We start from the raw sequence: 22,684 nt of genomic DNA on the forward strand, positions 1-22,684 counted from the left end.
CCGTTAATCAATGACAACCAGTGGTTCGTCGTATTCAACTGATTGACCATTTTTAACAAGAAAAGCAGTAATAACGCCAGATTTATCGGCCTCAATTTGGTTCATCATTTTCATTGCTTCAACAATGCAAAGTGTATCACCGACATTTACATTTTGACCAACTTCTATAAATGCTTTCGCATTGGGACTAGATGTACGGTAAAAAGTGCCGACTATTGGAGAACGAATAATATGACTATTCATCACAGATGGGGATTGTTTATCTGACACATTAGCCACTATAGAAGCTAAGGATGGCTGTTGCTGTGTTGGCAATGTGTATGCATGTTGCATGATTGGATAAGCTTGCGCTGCTCCGGCGCGACTAATGCGAACTGACTCTGCGCCTGAAGAAATCTCCAGTTCAGAAATACTTGACGCTTCCACTAATTCAATAATTTTCTTAATTTTACGAATATTCATGAGTATATGTCGCACTCTTTTTTTCTAACTATTAATAGGCATCTGAAAGATGGTTAATCGCTGCCTGCAAAGCAAGACTGTAACCATTTACGCCTAATCCGCAGATCACACCCACCGCTAAATCAGAAAAGTACGAGTGATGACGAAAAGGCTCACGAGCGTTCACGTTAGATACGTGAATCTCAATAAAAGGAATCTGTACTGCCAGTAATGCATCACGTAATGCCACACTGGTATGTGTAAAAGCCGCTGGATTGATAAGAATAAAATCCGTATTTCCGCGTGTCTGATGAATGCGGTCAATTAATAGGTACTCCGCATTGGATTGCAGATGACTCAGTGTTATACCTTGCACAGATGCCTGTTCTTCTAATCTATTAATGATCGCTTCTAGTGTTATTGAGCCATACTTTTCTGACTCACGCGTCCCTAACAAATTTAAATTTGGACCGTTTAAAAGCAAAATATGAAACTGATTCGTCATTGTGCTCATACCTCCGATATTAAAATGCACATCGTAAAAATCACGCGATATTACTAACTTTAACGTATTAAAGAGACAGTTTAACCGAGAAAATAGAATAAAGATTTTTTATTAACGTAGATCGTAAAATCTTCAGATAAATACTAATTTCTCATCAACGACATATAAAACTATAATGATAGTATGCTGTATTCAGCTAAAATTATATGTTTTAACATTGAACAATTTTCTTTAACTCTACCTAAAATTATCCTGAAAGCCTAGCCACATATCATAGAAAAAAAGTCTTTTTCCATCCAACGCTTTTTATAAAGTAGAGTACCAGTTTGTTTATTATCTCCTGATTAAGCACTGTGCGAGATTTTAGTTTTACATTTAAATTCAGGTTACATGAAGCAGATAATAAAAACCTATTGCTATCTCTAAATTTTTTCGCCAATACTGCACACAGTGATAACTTATTTATTAACGATCATATTAAAAGTACTTTAAATATAGTCGGATATTTCAATAAAATACAAGGAATAACACTATCTTACCGTTACATTGTCAAGTTTACTAAAATATACTCAACTGCTGCATTATTGGGCTAGTTTCCCTAGTATAATAAAAACAAATAATATTTACCATGAAGTTATTATATTCATGGATCAACGTATGTTTATATAGTAACTGCAACATAGCGCAGCTATAGTCTTTATGTAATCAAAACTGCCCATGGTTTCTACCGTTTATACTTTTCTTTTGTAAGCCGATAAATAACCATAGAGAGGCTTTATTCCTAATGTTTAATACATATGATGCATACGAATAGAAACTTATTCTGCGTGATCTACTCTGTTCAGTTTGCATATTCTTTCACGAATGTAAACTAATTTATACACTGTATTTATATACATCTAATAATAATTTTACAGCTAAGACAATAATTATAACAGCTATAGCATTGCACCTAAACAGTTTAGTAGGATATACAACTGGATAAAGCAAACGTCGTGATAGCCGAGTGATTAAAAATCTCGACTCAACAGTGCCGGTATTGAGTCCTTGCAACACCTGTATAATTATTACGGCGCTTATTTCCGATGATTAGCTGACTAGTATTTAAATACGCATAGATACCCTGATATACAATAGTTTTATGATTTATAGGGATATCTCAAGAACCATCTCTAAGTACTTATTTATAGTTATATGTTCTCCTATATCTTCCTCTACTATAAGGAAGATTAAATGTTACTTTTACTTAAACAACTCCAAATATTATTAATACGGCATAGATTTTTATTACAAAAGCAAGCATCGTTTTTGTAGATGAATAAAACTTTATAAAGCATAACGACAGTGAGTATAAACATAGAAGACTCTAAAAATGAAGCATAATAATAAATTATCTTTATAAATATATCGCGTCCAACAATCTCTACAACGCTTAGTGATTGCAGATATTCTAAAATATGAGGACAACATACGTGACCAGGAGATAAAATATGATCAACATCATTAGATATAATTATTCTGCGAAATATTTGGAATATAATAACGCAAAATATTGATATATTAACAATAAAACTATTTACCATATTTCATAAAAGAGATTATATATTCAGTATATTGTAATCGACACTATAATACATACTCAGTGAAACCCTCAAGATATTATATCTACCAGCGATCATTTTACACCCTGTAAACTCATGCAAATTGCACTTAAAATTAGACGAGTATTAACATCAGATGCTTTGCTATCTTGATTGATCAGGAGATTATAGAATGTATTACCAAAGGTAAACAGACCAGTGGTAATACCAATACTTTATGTCAGATATTTTAGAGAGTAAATATTCATGCGTTAGACACAATAGTATATTGTGCTCATTATGGCTGATACAATAGTATTTCTTAACACTACATGAGCAAGACAATATATATTATTAGATCTAGCACGCTATATTATCTGGAGCTCTACTATTCCTTGCTGATATAAATTCTTTCATTATTAATGAATACCAGCATCTCAAAGAGATATCGCTTGATCACTTATTAGGTACAAACAAAAAAAAGGAACATCTGTCATAAAAACCCAATGTAGTCTTTTATCTAGACTTTATAGTACTGCAGTTATTTTTGTTACGATTTTCCACTATATAAACCTAATTAAATTCTTGGTATTATCCCTCTTGTTAACTAGACTATTAAGCGCACAACACTTTTAATACTTTTCTGTACAATATATTAATAGATGTATTAACTATAGAGATAAGAGACTATTCTCTCTACTCAGAATAGTAGTGCTGTTCTATCTACACGGTTATCGTATAACTCATAAATCTTGCTTAAAAGGATAATAAAAAGTGCAGCATGGTTATTCTGCAAGCACGACAACTTTCATGCTATCTTGTAATTCTGCGATCAATAACATAAATATTTCTAGTGAAAAATATGGTGTAATAAACACGTTGCTAACCGAAACATTTTCAATATTAGCCAATAGTATTTATCTCACATAGCAAGAACGACAGACGGATCTCACTCCTTATTTCACATATTAATACTGCTATTATACGCCACATTAATACTCAACAACCGATAAGTAAATAAAGCACGGTATCAAGGGATACAGTTATTATATCGCTCGTTTACTTACTAAAAATTTTTAAGCAACACCTCTTGATTATAGCTATAAACTAACAAATACACTCATTAAGTTAGATATATACTGCGAGTAATTTATTTTTAATGACCCGCACATTTCAGTACGTACAATAAATTAGTAAACTAATTAAGATTCATGAGTTATTTCTTGGAACATGTAATAGTTTTACTTTATATATTATTAGATACTGCGCTATACCGTGTAAAACACGAGAAATTTCTGATGTGCTCATTTATTCATGTACATTCAGTATTATTTCAAAGAAATCTATAAATAATCTATAGTCTTTAAGATCATTAATACAGGAGAATACTCATTATAAACTTCTCAAAATTCTTACTAATATTAAGGTTTACAATAACGCATAAAATACAAAATATTAAAATCGCTATTGCTACCACATAGCAATTTTCTTTCTATGTTTTTAAAACCTATCCTAAAATTAACCCCTTATACCCGAATATTAATACCCTTATATAGCACACAACGTGTAGATAAACACAACTGTCTAAATGATAATACGCTAATTCTATCCACCGCTCTTGCTGACAAAACACTACGCATTTCCTCATCACCATACTCATCCTCACTATTTCTAGTAGCCTATAAAAATAGGCTGAGTACATTAAGTGTAAAACTAACAAGTAGGACAATAGCGCTGTAGTATACAGCGCACTATTATGCATAGTTATTTCAATAAAAACTTATGAATTGTTTCATTAACGTAGCTGATTTTTTTAGTTGTACGCTTTTTGGTGTTTTCAAATCTTACGTAAACTATCGCTGATCTCTGTAGGTTGCTTAATACATGTTTCTATTATTTAATAAACACTGAACTTTTCCATGAGTACTGATGCTAACTGTATTAGTCTTTGCACTGAATCAAATAGAAACATTGCGTAAAAATCTAGACTAACGAATATTTTCATAAAACTGCTATCGCTGGTATTATTTGAAATAGTATGCTCTAACTGATTGATAGTACTTTTCGATACTACAGAATTTTATAACCTCAAAAAGACTTCGGGCACTGTAGTTTTATTAATGATATCAATATAATCACTGAGTGTACCCCTGCACACTATCTACCTGTCAATGTTTTTACATAAAATACATTCGGCATGCTGTTTATTTTATGCAGCTAACACAGCATACTATTTTCCGATTATGCTATACTAACTATATCGTGTGCGTATAGAATTTTTATAAAAACTCCATCAAAAATCGCTGATCAACTGCTTTTAGTTCGATGCACCAAGACAAATATCGTTAACATATAAAACATTGTAATAGTGTTATTCAGACGGTAACATAGGATAATTGTTCATACTGGCTACCTTCTTTCAATATTCTTAGAGCCATGGTTTTAATTTATTAACTCCCATCTTAATAAACCTTTATAGTACTGATCTATCGTGCTTTGTATAGCATCATTAGTGTTAATTTATTATATGTTAGTAAAAATTCAATCACATATCATGAGTATCGATTCAATCTCAAAGCTTCTATAGTGACGTTTGTTTTTCCTGTTATTCTTAGCCATTATATGGCCTTTAGGGTATGCATAATGCAACAGTATTATAATACTTACCTGTATTTTTTTGATGCGATGAGTCTGTTATCACAAATAATACTAGAAAACATTTTCAACCCCTAAGACTTTTAACAAAGCTGACATATTTTATGATTAGTTAAATAAGATCACTATATTTCTGTCTAATATTTCATAACAGAACAAGTCTATTGCTATGCGCAGATAATCTAGCATACTTATATCGATACAAATAATTTTACTATGCTACGGTAGCTTTAGTTATGTTGCTACGAACTAATAGTTAGGAACGTCATGCATGTGAAATACTTGTTATCTCTAAAGTTTTTTTAGGTTATGCGTAGCAACGAGGAATAATCAGATCGTATATTATCTAATGGTCTTACCTATCATTCATGACGACTGATAATATAAAATAGGTTGCACGTAAGGCCGCTTGCACTAAAGGGATCTATTGACGACTCTAACTTTACACAAGTACAATAAAACTATTAATATTTATTGCATCAGCCTTAGTATAACAGCAGTTGTACATTTTTTAGCAAAACCAACATCTAATGCAGTTAGGTTAATACAATGATGCTCTAATTTATTAACTTGTGCTTGCACACTAAAAATAGTCGCTTAACTTAAAGTTTTATTCGCACTTTAAGTACTTATATACTTCGTCCTATTGAAGATCAGCCGGAAAATCAGGTGATAAATTTACTACTTGTACCATCAGAGAGGTAGACTGCTATATCTAAAATATATTAAGTATCAAAAGAACAAGCACTATGTATTAAGTAGTTTAGTAGCATTTACTACAATCAACAAAAGAGCATCTGTCAGATATATAATAATTCTAGGGTCTGCAAACCCCGTCCAAGCAATTCCTATAGCTTCTATGCTTGAGATTTAGCGTATATTATTATTCAGTACGCAGTACTATCAAATAAATCTCAGCCTCGTACAAACGAATAGTCCTCTCATCATATATGAGTCTTAGATATAAGATTTAATAAAATCATTGTAATGCTAGAGTGATCTCTGTTATCGAAATATCTATGACAAAATAAGCTTTAGGACTCTCGTCTGCTAAATAACATGCGAATGTTAACACTTATTAAATAAGGTGTGTTGATGTAAGATACAATATCTTCGATAATCATAAGCGATACTTACTATATTTTAAATAACAGATAACATAGATCATAGATAAACATATTAAAATTCACACTGCTTTAAACGATATAAGCGCTAGTCTACAGACTAAAAATTAAAAATGATTTACATGGATTACTAATAATTTACATCAAAAATAGAAAGAGAAGCAATACACACTAGCACACTGACCAAGATAGAATAAAAAGCATATTAGTATTGATATAATCATATCATTATAACTCAGGCGGTTCATTTGCAGTATGCTATTACAATAGTATTGTTTTGTTGATTTTAAAAGCTTTCTGAAGTAGACAATAATGTATGAATATTTTAGAAAAATAAGGGGTGCAGCATCATGAAAAAAATATGTTTAGCACTTGTTAGCATGACTATGGTACACAGTGTCTTAGCTGCACAATTCAGTGATGGTGCTCAATATGTTACTATAAACAAACCTATGACTCATGAGCCAGAGGTACTAGAATTCTTTTCCTTCTACTGTCGGCACTGCTATCAGTTTGAACAAATCTATCATATTTCTGAGAGAGCAAAAAAAGAGTTGCCTCCTGGGACGAGAATCGTCAGATACCACGTGACGTTCTTAGGGCCACTAGGCAAGCTGTTGACACAAGCGTGGGCTGTAGCAATAGCATTAAATGTAGAGGACAAAGTCAGCCCGTTAATGTTTGGAGCCGTGCAACACAACCCAACCATACACACCCCAGATGACATACGTAACATATTTGTAAAAGCTGGTATCAACGCAACAGATTACGATGCTGCTTGGAACAGCTTGGGAGTGAAATCGTTGATAATGCAACAAGAAAGAGGTGCAGAAACATACCAACTACAAAGTGTACCGACTATCTTTGTTAACGGAAAATACATGGTAAAAAACGACGGACTAGACACGAGTTCTATGAATGCTTATATCAAACAATTTTCCGAGGTGATCAAATTCCTAAATAAAAAAAAATAAATTTAGTGACTTTTAAGAAATATATTTAGTATATCTATACTAATTTATTAAATTAAACATTTACAATTTATTATGAGGCAATTAATTTACACTACATCAATGGTTATTAAAATATCTGATTTATCTAGGATAAGTTTATGTTACGCGCCAATACAGTAGATATAATAAATACCTATTCGAGCGACTAAAAAGTACAGCCATCGTGTGTATAATCTCTGTTTAATTTTTAATTAAATTATATATTTTAAAAGTATCATTAAATCTACAATTTTTACACACGTCATTATTCATAGCAGTGACGTAGTGCTTGCTCTAGCGCGATCATGTTATTTAATCTATAACACATACTATAGTTTTATTGTCTACTGACCCAATTATATTACATATACTACTATGTCGCATGATAACAAACACCAATGATCCAGATTACAAGAAATCCATGCATACTGGTTGATGGCTCTTCCTACCTCTACCGTGCTTATTATACTTTTCCAAAACTGACTAATTCAACCAATGAACCAACTGGAGCAATACATGGTGTGTTGCGTATGCTTCGTTACTTACTATTAGAGTATCAGCCCAGTCATATTGCAGTAATATTTGACGCTCCAGGAAAAACATTCCGCAATGAATTGTTTCCAGCGTACAAAGCAAACCGACCGCCCATGCCAGATAATCTAAAAAAACAAATCAAACCACTCTATAACATACTGCAAGCCATGGGAGTGCCACTACTAGTTACACCAGCAGTTGAGGCGGATGATGTAATCGGCACGCTAGCACTAGAAATTGCAATAACCGGACATTCCGTATTAATTAGCACTGGAGATAAAGACATGGCGCAATTAGTAAGTTCACATATCACATTGCTTAATACAATGAATAAAACTATCCTCGGGCCGCAAGAAGTATACAAAAAATATGGTATTCCACCTGCATTAATTATTGATCTCCTTTCTCTTGTGGGAGATACTGCAGATAATATTCCAGGTGTGCGAGGAATTGGTAAAAAAACAGCACAGATTTTACTACAGAATCTGGGTGGGCTCGATATACTATATGATAACCTAAAAAAAATCGCGACACTTAGTATTCGTGGTGCTAAGAAACTTGCTATAACATTGGAACAGAACAAAGACATTGCTTATCTTTCCTATAAACTGGCAACTATCAAAACTAATGTTGTACTTAAAAAATCCTATTCCGATCTTAAGCTCTCTATGCCAGATATAGACGTATTACGACCGCTATGCAAACGCTATGAACTCGAACGCTGTCTCAAAGAAATAGAAGCCAGCATTTCGCTAGATCGCAGAAAACTTGAGATATGAAAATTTGCTACTTTAGAAACGTTAATACAAGCAGTCACTGCGACGCTATAAACTATAAAAAATCATTCTATTAAACTAGGTATATCACGATTTGGATAAACACATTTTCTTTGACTGGTTACAACAGTTAAATAAGGCCACTATATTTTCCTTTACATTGAAAACTAATGACTTAAATGCATGGCATAGCAAATTACTAGGTTTTTCTTTCGCCATCTTACCTGGTGAAGCTGTCTACCTACCAGTGCTAAATGATTCTTTAAAGAAACCAAAACCATTGGATCACATCGATGTCTTAGAAAAACTTAAACCTATATTAGAAAATGAAAAAGCGCTAAAAATTGGGACAAATATAAAGTTTAATATAAATGTCCTAGCGCACTACGGAATTAATTTACGCGGTATCGCTTATGATACTATGTTGGAATCCTATGTATTAGGTGACGATAAAAGCCACAATGATATAAACAAATTGGCCAATCAATATTTACATCATAAAATTGATGACTCTGAAAAGATTATTAACCAAGGTCACAATAAATTAACATTTAATCAAATTAACATAGCACAAACACCTTCCTACGGAACAAATACTGCTGATATCACGCTTCGCTTACACCTAGCGATGTGGTCAAAACTACAAAATATAGGTGAAATAAGGAAGGTTTTTAGTGAAATTGATATGCCACTCGTAACAGTGTTATCATATATTGAGCGTACCGGAGTATTAATTGATTCCGCTATTTTATGGATGCATTCTCAATCACTCACAGAAACACTGAACACACTGGCAATAAAAGCGTACAAGTTAGCAGGGGAACCATTTAACTTGTCATCACCACAGCAAATACAAAAAATTCTGTATGACAAACAAAAACTACCTGTCATAAAGAAAACTCCACGTGGTGCACCATCAACTAATGAGGAAGTACTAACTCAGCTAGCCCTGCATTATCCACTGGCAAAGGTGATTCTTGAATATCGCAGCCAAGCAAAACTAAAAACTACTTATACCGATAAGTTACCACTAATGATCCACCCAATCAGCGGTCGGATACATACTTCTTACCATCAGACAGTCACAACCACTGGACGTCTTACTTCTAGCAATCCAAATCTACAAAATATTCCTATCCGCACCTCTGAAGGGCGGCGTGTTCGACAAGCATTTATCGCCCCTAAGAATTACCTCATTGTTACTGCAGATTATTCACAAATTGAGCTGCGTATTATAGCTCATTTATCGCAAGATTTAGGTTTGCTTGCAGCTTTTGCTGAAGAGAAAGATATTCATTGTGCTACAGCAGCTGAAATATTCAACGTTCCGTTAAACCAAGTATCTCGTGAACAGCGCCGCAGCGCTAAAGCAATCAACTTTGGGCTGATTTATGGAATGAGTCCCTTTAGTTTGGCGAAACGACTTGGAATTACACAGAACGAAGCGCAGCACTATATGCATCGCTACTTTCAACGTTACTCAGGTGTGTTGACATATATAAAACACGCTCGTCAACAAGCTGCTAAAAACGGTTATATTAGCACCTTAGGTGGTCGTCGGCTTTATCTACCCAAAGTAATCTCTTCTAGCAATAGAATGCATCGAAAATCAGCAGAACGAGCAGCAATAAATGCCCCAATGCAGGGTACTGCTGCAGATATTATAAAACGTGCAATGATTGATATTTATGATTGGATAGCACAACAAAATCCTCCGTTAGTACGGATGATTATGCAGGTACACGATGAGCTAGTATTTGAGGTTCATGAATCAGTTATCCACGTATCTGTGGAGAAAATTCGTAAACTTATGGAAAATAGTATGTCGCTAACAGTATCATTAAAAGTTGAAGTCAAAATAGGTATTAACTGGGATGAAGCACACTAATTTTATTCTTCTGAAGTAATCTTTATTCTAATAGCATGATGGACATTACCTTACTGGCACCAGTAAGAATCTTAGTTTATATGCGTAGGCTATAAAAGCGGAACCTTATCTATAAGAATTGCTTATTTTACACAATAACATTATGTAAATTATAGTAATAGCACTCAGTGAGCGTTAATAAATGGGCTTACCTTAATATTTATATAACCCTTATAATTTAAATATTTTCAGTTTATCTTCTATTGTATAGAAGATTTATTTTTGAAAATATAAAATGTTATTAATCCTAACCAATGTTTTCCATGATATTTCCGTTATATAGCTAGATAAATAGTCTTATTATTGCTATATCTTGCATACTAACATTTTCTTTACTGTCTCGTATAAAACACATACAGGTAGGTAAAAACAAAACTTAATATTTATTATTTCCTCATTTTCACTTTTTATACAAAGTAATAGTTTATTCTATTAATAATAGTATTCACTTTTTTCTGTATTTCATACATGTACTTAATGATGCTAAACAAATTATATTGTACAATTAAATGTATTAATTTATCAATTAATTTACTAACTCTGTCTTTTAAGAGCATCACAATTATAATATTTAATAGAATATGTATTATTTTAATGTACAAACTTTCCTAAAATATATTGCATCATACATCAATAGTATTTCAACAAATCAATAAAAACTACAAACAACAGCACAGCCTATTGTTTATAAATCTCCTATTTTAGTATTGATAGTTTTCTATAAATATGTTTGATACGACTACACTTTATACTTAAGTACGCTATTAATTTTGGTAAAAAAGAGATAGTCTAATTTTTCCAACATACTTACTAGTAGATATGCTATAACATCCATAGAATTCAATTATATTTCTTCAGTATACTTGATAGTTTTATAATTGAAAATCTTATTCTTTATCTATTAAATCATCTCTAAAATCACGAAGCAACTGCTTATTACTATATATTAACTAGCTGCACTACAGTTTTGTATTCTTTCACCATATAATCACTAAGATTAGTTAGTGAATATGCACGCATATAAAGCTATACACGTGCTTTTTGCATCAGTCTATTCATCCTCACTACTATTTCGTAGACGTAGTGAATATATTTTTATTCACTATCTGCTAGGCAGCATAGCCGTGATTGTTATACATATCTATTCTTTAATAGGGCTTTATTTTTCAATAATAACAAGCGCTTTAAAATATAAAGTCGCACGCTATAATGCAGCTATATAACAAATTTTGATATTCTACTACAGCCATACAGATTACTGACTATCTACCTTTAAAAGAAAACTCCCTATGTATCAGGCAACTATCTTATTACGATAGAATATAAATAGCTTTAAATAATTACAAAGTTTTATACAAGCAACAGCATCGCGTTTCATCATAATATACGGCTAATTAACTTATCCATACGTATTCGACGTAAACGACGAATTAGTGTGCGTACTTGATTGGGGTATTGCGAAATGCTTTGTAGTTCTAGATAATTCCTCACTACAGTAGTGTGGGTACGAATACATGCTAACTCTTTGTGTCGTTGTTCATGCATGTTCTGCTGAGGATCATGGATAAGAATAGCATTTTCTAGATCTAATCGCCAGCTACGTGGGTTTAAGTTGTTACCAGTGATAAATTGCCATTCAGTATCTATCCACATACCTTTTAGGTGAAAACTATTACCTCCATCTTTCCAGAGACGTAAAATCAACTGACCAGTATCAATATAGCACTGCAAACTACTAAGAAAACGGCGTAAATTAATTTCATACAAGTACGGTAACGTACCAATAATATTAAACGGCTGGTCTTCTGGAATAAAAAAATCGTTAGCGGTTTTATCACCAACAATAATTTCTACCTGTTTATCTTGCTGTAGCAAATAGACAATATTGCGCACTAGTAGCGCAGGAAGGTTGAAATAAGGTGTGCATAACGTCAGATTTTGATTAACACTGGAGATAAGATGATGAATGGTGCTATTTAAAATGCTTTTTTTTCCAAGTCCTACCAGAGGAATAACTGCCAACTCATCGTTGCGCGCATTACCTTGAAACTGATAACTAGCGTGTCTCAGAGCAGAGCGAAACTGGCGAGTGTCTTTTTTGCTCTTTAGATTGTTTAGACGATTTTTGTTATTCAAGCATTGCACAGCACTAGCAGTGAGCAGGTGCTTCTTTATATAAGAAGTCATTGTCTCAGCTAAAACTGGGTTTGTGATTAATTGGTAGCGGTCATAACGATATTTCTGATTCTGGTGTAAATATACATTGTTAATATTAGCTCCGCTGTAAATTACAGTGTCATCAACAACACAACCTTTTAAGTGAAATACGCCTAGTGTTTCACGGGTATTAACTGGAACGCCATATATTGGTATTAATGTGTCTGGATACCGATTCGCCATTGCGCAATACCAATCAGCATTATTATTAGCAGTAGAAACACCGATACGTCCGCGTTGCGCACGGTGCCAATCAACTAGAATGCATATTTCTAACGTTGGCCGTATCTGCTTAACTTGATACAAAGTATTAAGGATATTACTTCCAGCTTTATCATGATCTAAATATAGGGCTACCAGATAGATGCGTTGGGTAGCTTTAACTATAGATTCTAGTAGATTAATACGAAAATCTGATGGTGCATATAAAGTGCGAATATTCACTAAACTTTGAGGGAGTTTAGGTAATTGCATAAGATGTTGTTGATGTATTCTAAGTGTATGTTTTGACAACATCACAATGCGCTTCTTCTTTTATAAGAATGTTTATCAAACTATAAACATAAAAAACTGATTACATATATACTCTAGTTCACCTTGAACAGTAACATGATATTAGAGGCACGTTCTAAATGTTACAACTAAAAAGCGATTTCATAACCTCAATATATCGCATTGGTTATCACGTTAATAAAATCCAATCACATGGAGAGATATATGCGTTTCAGTTAAAATGATCAATCTTGATGATATCGTGAATGATCTGACTTCAGAAAGCATTCATGAACTTAAAATGTGTACTACACGTACAATTACTTATATTATTATATCTTTTTTTACTGATACACAATATTGTTAAATTTCTTTAAAATTAAAATCACTAGCCTCAATAATACATCAACTATCTATCGTCAATAATACTACAAATTATATTAACATAGTTTAAGGTGGCTATTAATGAAATCATAGAAGATTTATATAAAGTTTTGCCTATATATCATGTAAAGATCTCCTAAAAAGTAGTATACCAGTAAAACTTGTAGTTTTATTCCCCTACCTATCCCTAAGTAAATATTATCGATTTTGATCGCCTCGGATAACTGCTCATCTGTTTATATTCAAGAACAATCTCAATGATTTGATTATTTAGTTGCCAACGCATGTCGAAGATTACATTTAATACATAAATAGCTGGCATACCAAAATTTTACTTTCCAGTAAAAGATATATAGCCAAAACATTGTTATTCATAATAGATGGATAGCTTCCAGTAAGCTCATCTCTGTTAATATAGTTGTATGGTGGTATCGATAGAAGCACTTGGAGTGAAGAGATGGTTAGTGCTATTATTACATACAGCATTAAACACGCTTGCTGTCGGCTATTAACACTTGTGTAGTATTGTAGTGTACTATCTTATACAATTAGAACATTGATGACTATCCACACAGACCAACATATTCCGTCTAAGCAGTTTAAAAGTATCAAGACATTTCTTAGCAAATATTAAGTTTACTAATCTAGTTGTAATTCAACTATGTTAAGTATGGAGCAGATCAATATTCAATTAAATAGTCAGAAATAATATCACTCAGCATTCTAAGAATGCCGACAATTTTCTTGTAAGTATTACATGCACAGCACATTACACATAGTGTATTTCTTGTGATAAATTTATAATAAAATATCAATTAATAAACTTATATCACTAACCCATGCATCGGCAAAAAAATTTAGCTTTTTCGTTAGCACGATCATTATGTTAATTTAGTATTTCAACATAGCTAAGATGCTAAAGAATTTCTAGAAGCAGGAATAATAAATGATTATCCCGTGATATCTATTTTTTATTAATATTAACGCTTAAAATTAATAAAGAATATTTCTTATAGATAAATATAGATTTAGCACTAACGATATTTAAATCAGTGCCCAATAAATTTTTTCGATAGATCTTATCTACCTACTCCTTTTAGTATACTAATGCAGCTGACTTCATCAATGAATTTTTAACTACTGAGTACACGTACTACGATAAAGGTTATCTTTAATTCAGATAATACACTTATTATCAAGATAATACACCTATTCAACAGCGTCCAAGAGACAAGTATCAACAATTCGGTTATCATTAGTTATTACATGTAACCCTCAGTCTAAATAAAAATATCATTAGTTTTATATAACTCAATAAAATATTAAAAGAACATAAACAAAATATAACACTTTGAAATAGAACACAAAATATTTAAGTAGGCTTATTCGCTCTTGACGTCAAATTTATAGAAAGATTGCAGTAATTAATTAACGTAAAACGTAATCGCAAATAGCACTTCTATGTCATATTTTATGTTTATTGTAATGAATACTATTAATAGTATTAACTAACCAATCAATCTAGCGCTAAAAAACAACTTATCATCTCAGTGGAATTAATTTATGTAGCTAATAGCGGCTATAACTCTGCTATATTCAATACTTCTATATGCAATTCATATTACGAAAATTATTCACAGCTTACTAACTGTGAGAGAGCTCAAGAATCGTTGATTACTACATATCACTGCACAAATACAGATTCGATCAACTAATCTAGTGTCATCTTAAATATTCTGAATCATCAATTTCTAGTGATATCAGTAAACTAGTTTTTTTAGAATGATTAAACTAATTACGAAACTTTTAAAATAATCTCGTTGTACTTAACTTAAATACCGGTAAATTAGTGCACCATACAATATCACATAACGAAAAACATAATCTTAAAATAACCGCTCGTAAACGCAATGACTCAATAGAGATGCCATAAAATATTCGTCATCAGCAGCCGCTCATAGCCTATAAGCTATCAATCCGATTGCTTAAGCAAAAGCAATAAAATTACGTCGCACCATAAGAGCAGCGTGCTGACTAACTTAAATATAAAATTTTTTAGAATGTTCACATATTCTGCATTTTTACTTTATTATCAATCACCGTCCATAATCTTATTATTAGAATCAACTGTACACTATAAAATAGCAAATCGTGATGCTTAATAATTATACTATCATTTACTTTTTACTACTACTTCTTTATCAAAGAACTACTCTCTAAAAAAGAGAATGTGCACATGTTTACATTTTATACTCTATTATCTTTATAACAGTTACAGAACACTTATACGTATAAGATTGGCTGAGGATTGTTACAATGTTGTCCAATCTTGTTTTACTTGTAATATTGCACAGATATAACTGATACTTTTCTATCATCAGTTATTAAGTATGCATATTGAATTGTACGTTATGTCGCCTACGTATATCAGATAAGTTTTTACCTACAGATATTGCAGCGAAGCTATGTAGCTATATATTGGTACTATATAGTTGGAGACTGATGATTTATTGAATGACTTAACAGTAATATTTATAGTAAATCACTACTTACCTGTTATACACTTTATAAGTGGTACATTGTACCCTATGAGTAGATAACTATCAGCTCTTTACATTCACACTAAAACTTACTATTACTTGAGCATGCGCCATATTCTGTTAATGCATACAAGATTTATAAAAACTAAGAGTTTTATAAGATTATATCTAAAAAAAGGAAGATTTTAGCGTCAGTAAGATGACTTCTATTCGAATATATTATTTTCTATAAAATACTTTACATCTCAAGACTTAGAACAACAACTATTTCCTAGTAGTAATTTTACTGTTTCATATAACAAGACTTACTTATTACCATCCGTCTCTCTCCAACAGCATTATATAGTCTGTTTTTTTAACATCTTTTGGGGTATCCATGTATTCAAGATAGTTAATACAAGATGCCCTATTTTTTTAAGAAATAACTGATTAAATCAAACAGAGAGTCAATCGCAAATATTCATACAATATAAAGAAGATAAAGTGACATAAAGAAGCAATACGCTACTAATACATCAGTTAGTAGCGCACAGATCTTACATTATTCGGAGAGAAATTTATTAATTCGGGCGATAAATTGATTTGGATCCTCCAACGTACCCCGTTCTACCAGCAAAGCCTGGTCAAGAAGCAATTCGATCCATTCAGAAAAGTCTTCGTTATTCACTACATTAGCGGCACGTTTGATCAGCACATGTTCCGGGTTCAACTCAAAAATATATTTTATTTCTGGTGCTTTCTGACCTGCAGCGGCAAAAAGCTTGGCCATTTGCGTACTTATCTCTTCTGTACCTGTAATAACTACTGACGGGGTATCAGTTAGTCGATATGTTAAACGCACATCCTTTACACGTTCACCTAAGAACGTTTTCACGCGCTCAATAAATGGTTCTAAATGCTTCGCAGCAATTTTTTGCTGTTCAGTTTCATTTTCCAGTTTATGTAGCTCTTTATCAATCTTATTCACTGATTGAAATGATTTATTCTCGATTTCTGTCAAAGAACTCATCATCCATTCATCAATACGATCAGATAATAATAAAACTTCAATACCTTTTTTGTGAAATAACTCTAAATGTGGGCTGCTCTTAGCAGAAGCGTAGCTATCGGCAGTGATATAGTAAATTTTTTTTTGTCCCGCGACCATACGGCTAACGTAGTCTTTTAGCGAGATGGTTTGCATTGCGCTATCACTGTGTGTGGATGCAAATCTTAGTAATTTAGCAATTGCCGCTTGATTTCCGCTATCTTCCCCAGGACCTTCTTTGAGTACCATGCCAAACTGTTGCCAGAATTTCTGGTAGTTTTTAGGATCATCGTGTGCTAACTTCTCTAGCATCTGTAGTACACGCTTAGTTAATCCTCTACGTATGTTCTGAGTTGCACGGTTATCTTGCAACATTTCACGAGAGACGTTTAGTGGTAGGTTATTAGAATCTATAATGCCACGCACAAAACGCAGGTAGTTTGGAATAAATAGTTCAGCATCATCCATAATAAATACACGTTGAACATATAACTTAAGTCCGTATTTATGATCGCGATTCCACATATTCCACGGAGCATGAGATGGAATGTAAAGCAGACTGATATATTCTTGCTTACCTTCTACGCGATTTAGACTCCAAACTAAAGGATCCGTAACATCATGGGCAATGTGTTTATAAAACTCTTTATACTCTTCTTCAGTAATATCTGTCTTATTGCGAGTCCATAGAGCTTGTGCTTTATTAATCTTTTCCCAAGTGTACACAGTATCGTCTTCTTTTTTGCTCTTAATTTCTACTGGCAATGTGATATGATCAGAGTATTTACTAGTTACTGAACGCAGACGCCAATCATCAAGATACTCGTCTTCACCTTCACGCAAATGTAGTGTGACATCAGTTCCACGAGTCTTTTTGATAATATCTGCAATAGTGTAGTCTCCCTCGCCAGTAGACTCCCAGTGCACTCCTTCATTAAAAGGAGCGCCAGCGGCACGCGTATGCACTTTTACATTATCTGCTACAATAAATGCAGAATAAAAACCAACCCCAAATTGACCGATAAGTTGACTATCTTTTACCTGATCAGAATGCATAGATTTAAGAAAAGCTTTAGTGCCTGATTTCGCAATAGTACCAAGGTTATCAATAACTTCTTCACGGCTCATACCAATTCCGTTATCAGAGAAAGTCAGTGTACGTTGCGCTTTATTATAAGATAAACGCACATGGAGCTTACCATCCCCTTCATACAACTCTGGCGAAGACAATGCTCGAAAACGTAGCTTATCAGCAGCATCTGAAGCATTGGAGATTAATTCGCGAAAAAAAATTTCTTTATTGGAATATAAAGAATGAATCATCAAATGAAGTATTTGTTTTACTTCAGACTGAAATCTACGCGTTTCTTGACCTTTCATGCTCATTGATCACCTCAAAACAAGAGTTACAAAAACCACAGAATATACAGAATATATAAATACTATATGTAAATACGCATAATGTTTCAAACAATTAACGGACCATTTAGAATTATTGACAATCTGAATAATTGTAAAAAATCAGCGTGATCGTCTAATATCTAACCAGCATGCATACTGGTATACTACTACTCACTGTAGTAATTCTAGCGAACCTTGATATAACATATAACATGTAAAATCCCTATCTCATAAGCCTGCATCGATATGCAGTGATTTTATAGTAAAAATAAAACCTCGTGACCGCAAGATCATGGAACCTATTGGTTTTTCAAATCAATAAATTCATCTCATACTAGGGTGGCGAATCATTTTGCCTGTCACCCCTGAATTTCTAAAACATATTATGTAAGTATACAACTTTAACATGACAGTTGAAAACATTCAGAATTTTAGCATATTTGCTACCACTTAATTAGGCGTGCACACACCAACACTTAAAATTCCTACGTCTTTAGTACACTTAATCCATAGGTTATTTAAATGCCACTACTCGGTTAGACTAGACACACTGCTTCTTACGGTAAGATCGTAGCTAGCACAGATATGATCAACAATGTTATCAACATGAATACATCTATATGTAGGACACAAATCATTGACCTGGCAATGCTCGACAGGCAATTAGTATATTAAAAACCTGGCATCAATATGATAAAATTGTTATAATCTACACTTAGTAACCATTGAAAATTACTAAGTGAATACGATTTCTTCAAAAAGAAATTTTTGAGTTTTACGTTTATTAAAAATAATATTCTGTCTGCTTTATAGAATTGTATTGTCAATATTTCTTCATTCATACTAAGTCTAGTAACATTATGGCGATCGAGATAAAAACTACTTATATAACGTCGCACAACTAACTAAGTGATATTTATCATATCATCTACTTCATTGTAAAAATTACACTGTTTTATAAAAATGAGGTTATTCAAATTCGAATATCTTAACATATAATATATCATTAAATAATCTATATCTCTTCTATTTTAAGTATCGGAAATATCTGAAGATAATCCATCGATAAAAACAATATAATAATATTTCAATAAGAATGCAACTCACCTACATAAAAGCATTTGTGAATTATAGAGCGATTGACGTTCAATAAATCGACTTTGCATGTCTCTTAGGAGAAATAATTATTAATATTTTAAAATCTTCGTACCATTAAACGTCTATCCAGCTTCGCCATTATTAATACTGCCAACACGTTAACTCATTACATTTGAAAAATGTATATTATACAGATTATATAATCCATATTAGTAATAAATGCTCTGTTGCAGAAGAACCAAAGTTAGCAAAGTAGTAATTAATACCATAAAGAAAATATTATAGTACCTTCACACGATCTCTACAATATCTCTTTTATTTACTTTGAATGTTAAAAGAACGACGAATACATTTCTTATCGACGGATGAGTCTGATGCAACTTTACTAAAAGTTTACATCAAGATTTTGACATAACGCTGCATTATATAGATTACAGAGCACCCGGTAAGCACAAAAATTAATCAGCAACATCAATGCATCTGTAAACCTTTATCTTTTAAAGATAAAAGATAATACTTTCTGAATTATCCATAGAGTATATTCTAACTGATTCATCCTTCGATATACAGGTTAATCTTTGAATGTAACAGTGAATAAAGTCATTACTTTACCTATTTTAATAAAGAACAGAAGATTTTATAAAGTGCACTAAACTGCATTTAACTGATGGCAAGTAAGGCGAAAACTAAAGCTCGCTACCATCATTAAAATGCACCTAAACACTCTAATTATCGCGTAAGATAACCCATAAATAATCTTAAATCTACACTCTTATACTGCGCTATACAACTGTATATAGTTTTTTGTACTTCCTCAGATAGTGTAGGTAATTCATCAAAATAATACTAAAGTAAAATAACTGGCAATTTTCTGTTTTAGCTATTAATAAAATATTAGATAAAATAACAAACAAAATCGTTGCTATTACACTATCTCCAATACTCTACTGTATACTCGTTAGTCTTGTGATATTTTGTAATATTCATGATATTCATCATAGCTAGCGCTAGCATTGATCTATGATCAATCTTAACCGAATGACAATCTAATTAACATTAATCGCTCCACCATGTTAACCGCTATACTCACTGAAATATATGATTATTTTTGTTTATCGTATATCAACTTATTGGAAGTTTCTACTATAACAATGCCAATAATCAATGTAATATCACTACATACTACTATCATTATTTTATTAGACGAGCAAATATCTTCTAAGGATAGAAGTGTTATATTAATAAACCACTTAAATAATTTGACTTGATTATTCTCATTACACCACACAACACACCTAATATCAATGTTAGGAGCATTTAAGATGTAACACTAATTTTTTATATTTCATACCCTAAATTCTTGGAGGCTAGTCCCGAGATTTAAATGTCGTACAACGAAGAGTATGCATATACTGATAATAGTGTAAGGTATAGTGAAGTGTTTAATAACACAGATGACAAAGCAGAACATTTAAAGATCCTTAGATCTGCAGGATAATTAAGTATCGCCGCTTTTCTTAAAAACGCTATATCTTTATGCTACATCCTTATTGTATGATTAAGAAAGTTACATTCATTGCCTAGCACTAGAACTTGCAGCATCTATAACACAGATGACATCATTATCCTTAAATGAGACCTATTTTATCTTCTAAGCTAGCACTCTAATATAATTAGTATGGCATGTACCATTATGCAGCTCCTGTACATCATCACGTTAGCGAATACTTTGATGCAATAAAACTAAAGAAACTTATAAAAACTATAAAAATCTAATCAAACAAAATAATCATATCTGGTTTTCTGATAGTATCATCTGACACAGAAATAAAACTATAATATAAATTAATACTAATCGAAAACACTCAAACAGTATTAACTGACAACAATGATATATATTTGCAAAGTATTCACACCGTAAACTTAGATGACACAACTCCTACAGCAATATGTAGGATGTAACATTCTCAAAATATAGAATTTATTAATTTATTACGATATGAGACGTTAATTAGATAATAAAAGATACACATATTTCTCAATAAAAACAGATGATTGCTATCAACACTAGTAATGACTGTTTGCTAGTGATGCACATAGAGTATAATTGTCTGTCCTTTTCATACGAAACAACAAATAAAAAAGTTTTATATCGATGAAATAAATACTATAACGAGTTTTTACTATTCGAAAGATATGTCGACGATTCATTAACCATTTCTAATAGAACACATTAACAAAACTGCATGGAACCTTCACAAATGATCACTAAAATTCGATACTAAAGAATGAAAGTTTCATATCATTAAATATCTATCTAATATATCTAAAAGTATAATCACACTATAATTACAGAATACATAAATCTGTAATTAATATACACTGTGTTCCTTTTTTCACTGCAAACTGCATATTAGTTATGCGTAGTATCAACTGGACAAAATCATATCTATCAGCGAACAAAGTGAAAAGTAAACTAACACATATATCACTTACCGTACAACCAGTATACTTAATTACTATAAAATACCAAGCTAGTGACCACCGAGTTCTCTGAAGCGTTTAAATAAACGATTTTGTATATTTGATATTTTCTGCAGCTACTCTGTATACTTCATACAGAGCATGTTTATCTAATTTAGTAAACTAGATTGTTAGTGCGATACAATACCATATAAAATGTATACACAAAAAAAGAAAACACGATTTTTGAATCTAATCAAAGTCATAGCGTATCAGTTATAAAAAGACTTTTGAATGTATAAGCGTAACAAGCAAGGTCATCATAGCAGCACTATCTTGTTATGTCTTTATTCAGGCATACTCAGTAAAGATTTGCTTAATTATCATAAAAAATACATGATACATAAGGCAGAACAACAATAAATAATTATAGTACTATTTTCCTTGATTCACACGACTGCCTAATTTACACAACCTCCTAACATTATAAATACTAAAATAACAAAGAAGATAGCATTTTGTAAAATA

General features: G+C 32.2%; 5 protein-coding genes and 1 pseudogene. 2 read left to right on the forward strand and 4 right to left on the reverse strand.

Annotated elements, in window-relative coordinates; all coding sequences use genetic code 11:
• Window positions 1-3: 3 nt before the first annotated feature.
• Both accB and aroQ read right to left on the reverse strand, forming a co-directional pair.
• Window positions 4-462, reverse strand: a complete 459-nt coding sequence (gene accB, locus GIY03_RS03105) for an acetyl-CoA carboxylase biotin carboxyl carrier protein (protein ID WP_457913660.1) — start codon at window positions 460-462, stop codon at window positions 4-6.
• A 31-nt stretch (window positions 463-493) separates the two neighbouring features.
• A complete protein-coding gene (gene aroQ, locus GIY03_RS03110; RefSeq protein WP_457913661.1) occupies window positions 494-946 on the reverse strand; it encodes a type II 3-dehydroquinate dehydratase in 453 nt (150 codons plus the stop codon).
• 5,709 nt (window positions 947-6,655) lie between these two features.
• Here aroQ and dsbA point away from each other — a divergent pair.
• Entirely contained in the window at window positions 6,656-7,279 is a 624-nt protein-coding gene (gene dsbA, locus GIY03_RS03115; RefSeq protein WP_457913662.1) for a thiol:disulfide interchange protein DsbA, read from the forward strand.
• 416 nt (window positions 7,280-7,695) lie between these two features.
• A pseudogene (gene polA / locus GIY03_RS03120) lies at window positions 7,696-10,495 on the forward strand (DNA polymerase I).
• A 1,416-nt stretch (window positions 10,496-11,911) separates the two neighbouring features.
• Here polA and pssA read toward each other — a convergent pair.
• Both pssA and htpG read right to left on the reverse strand, forming a co-directional pair.
• Entirely contained in the window at window positions 11,912-13,267 is a 1,356-nt protein-coding gene (gene pssA / locus GIY03_RS03125; RefSeq protein ID WP_457913663.1) for a CDP-diacylglycerol--serine O-phosphatidyltransferase, read from the reverse strand.
• 3,441 nt (window positions 13,268-16,708) lie between these two features.
• On the reverse strand, window positions 16,709-18,574 hold the full coding sequence (htpG, locus tag GIY03_RS03130; RefSeq protein ID WP_457913664.1) for a molecular chaperone HtpG: 1,866 nt from the start codon (window positions 18,572-18,574) through the stop codon (window positions 16,709-16,711).
• Between the last annotated feature and the right edge of the window lie 4,110 nt (window positions 18,575-22,684).

The organism is Candidatus Gillettellia adelgis, assembly GCA_020541285.1.
Taxonomy (GTDB): domain Bacteria; phylum Pseudomonadota; class Gammaproteobacteria; order Enterobacterales; family Enterobacteriaceae; genus Gillettellia; species Gillettellia adelgis.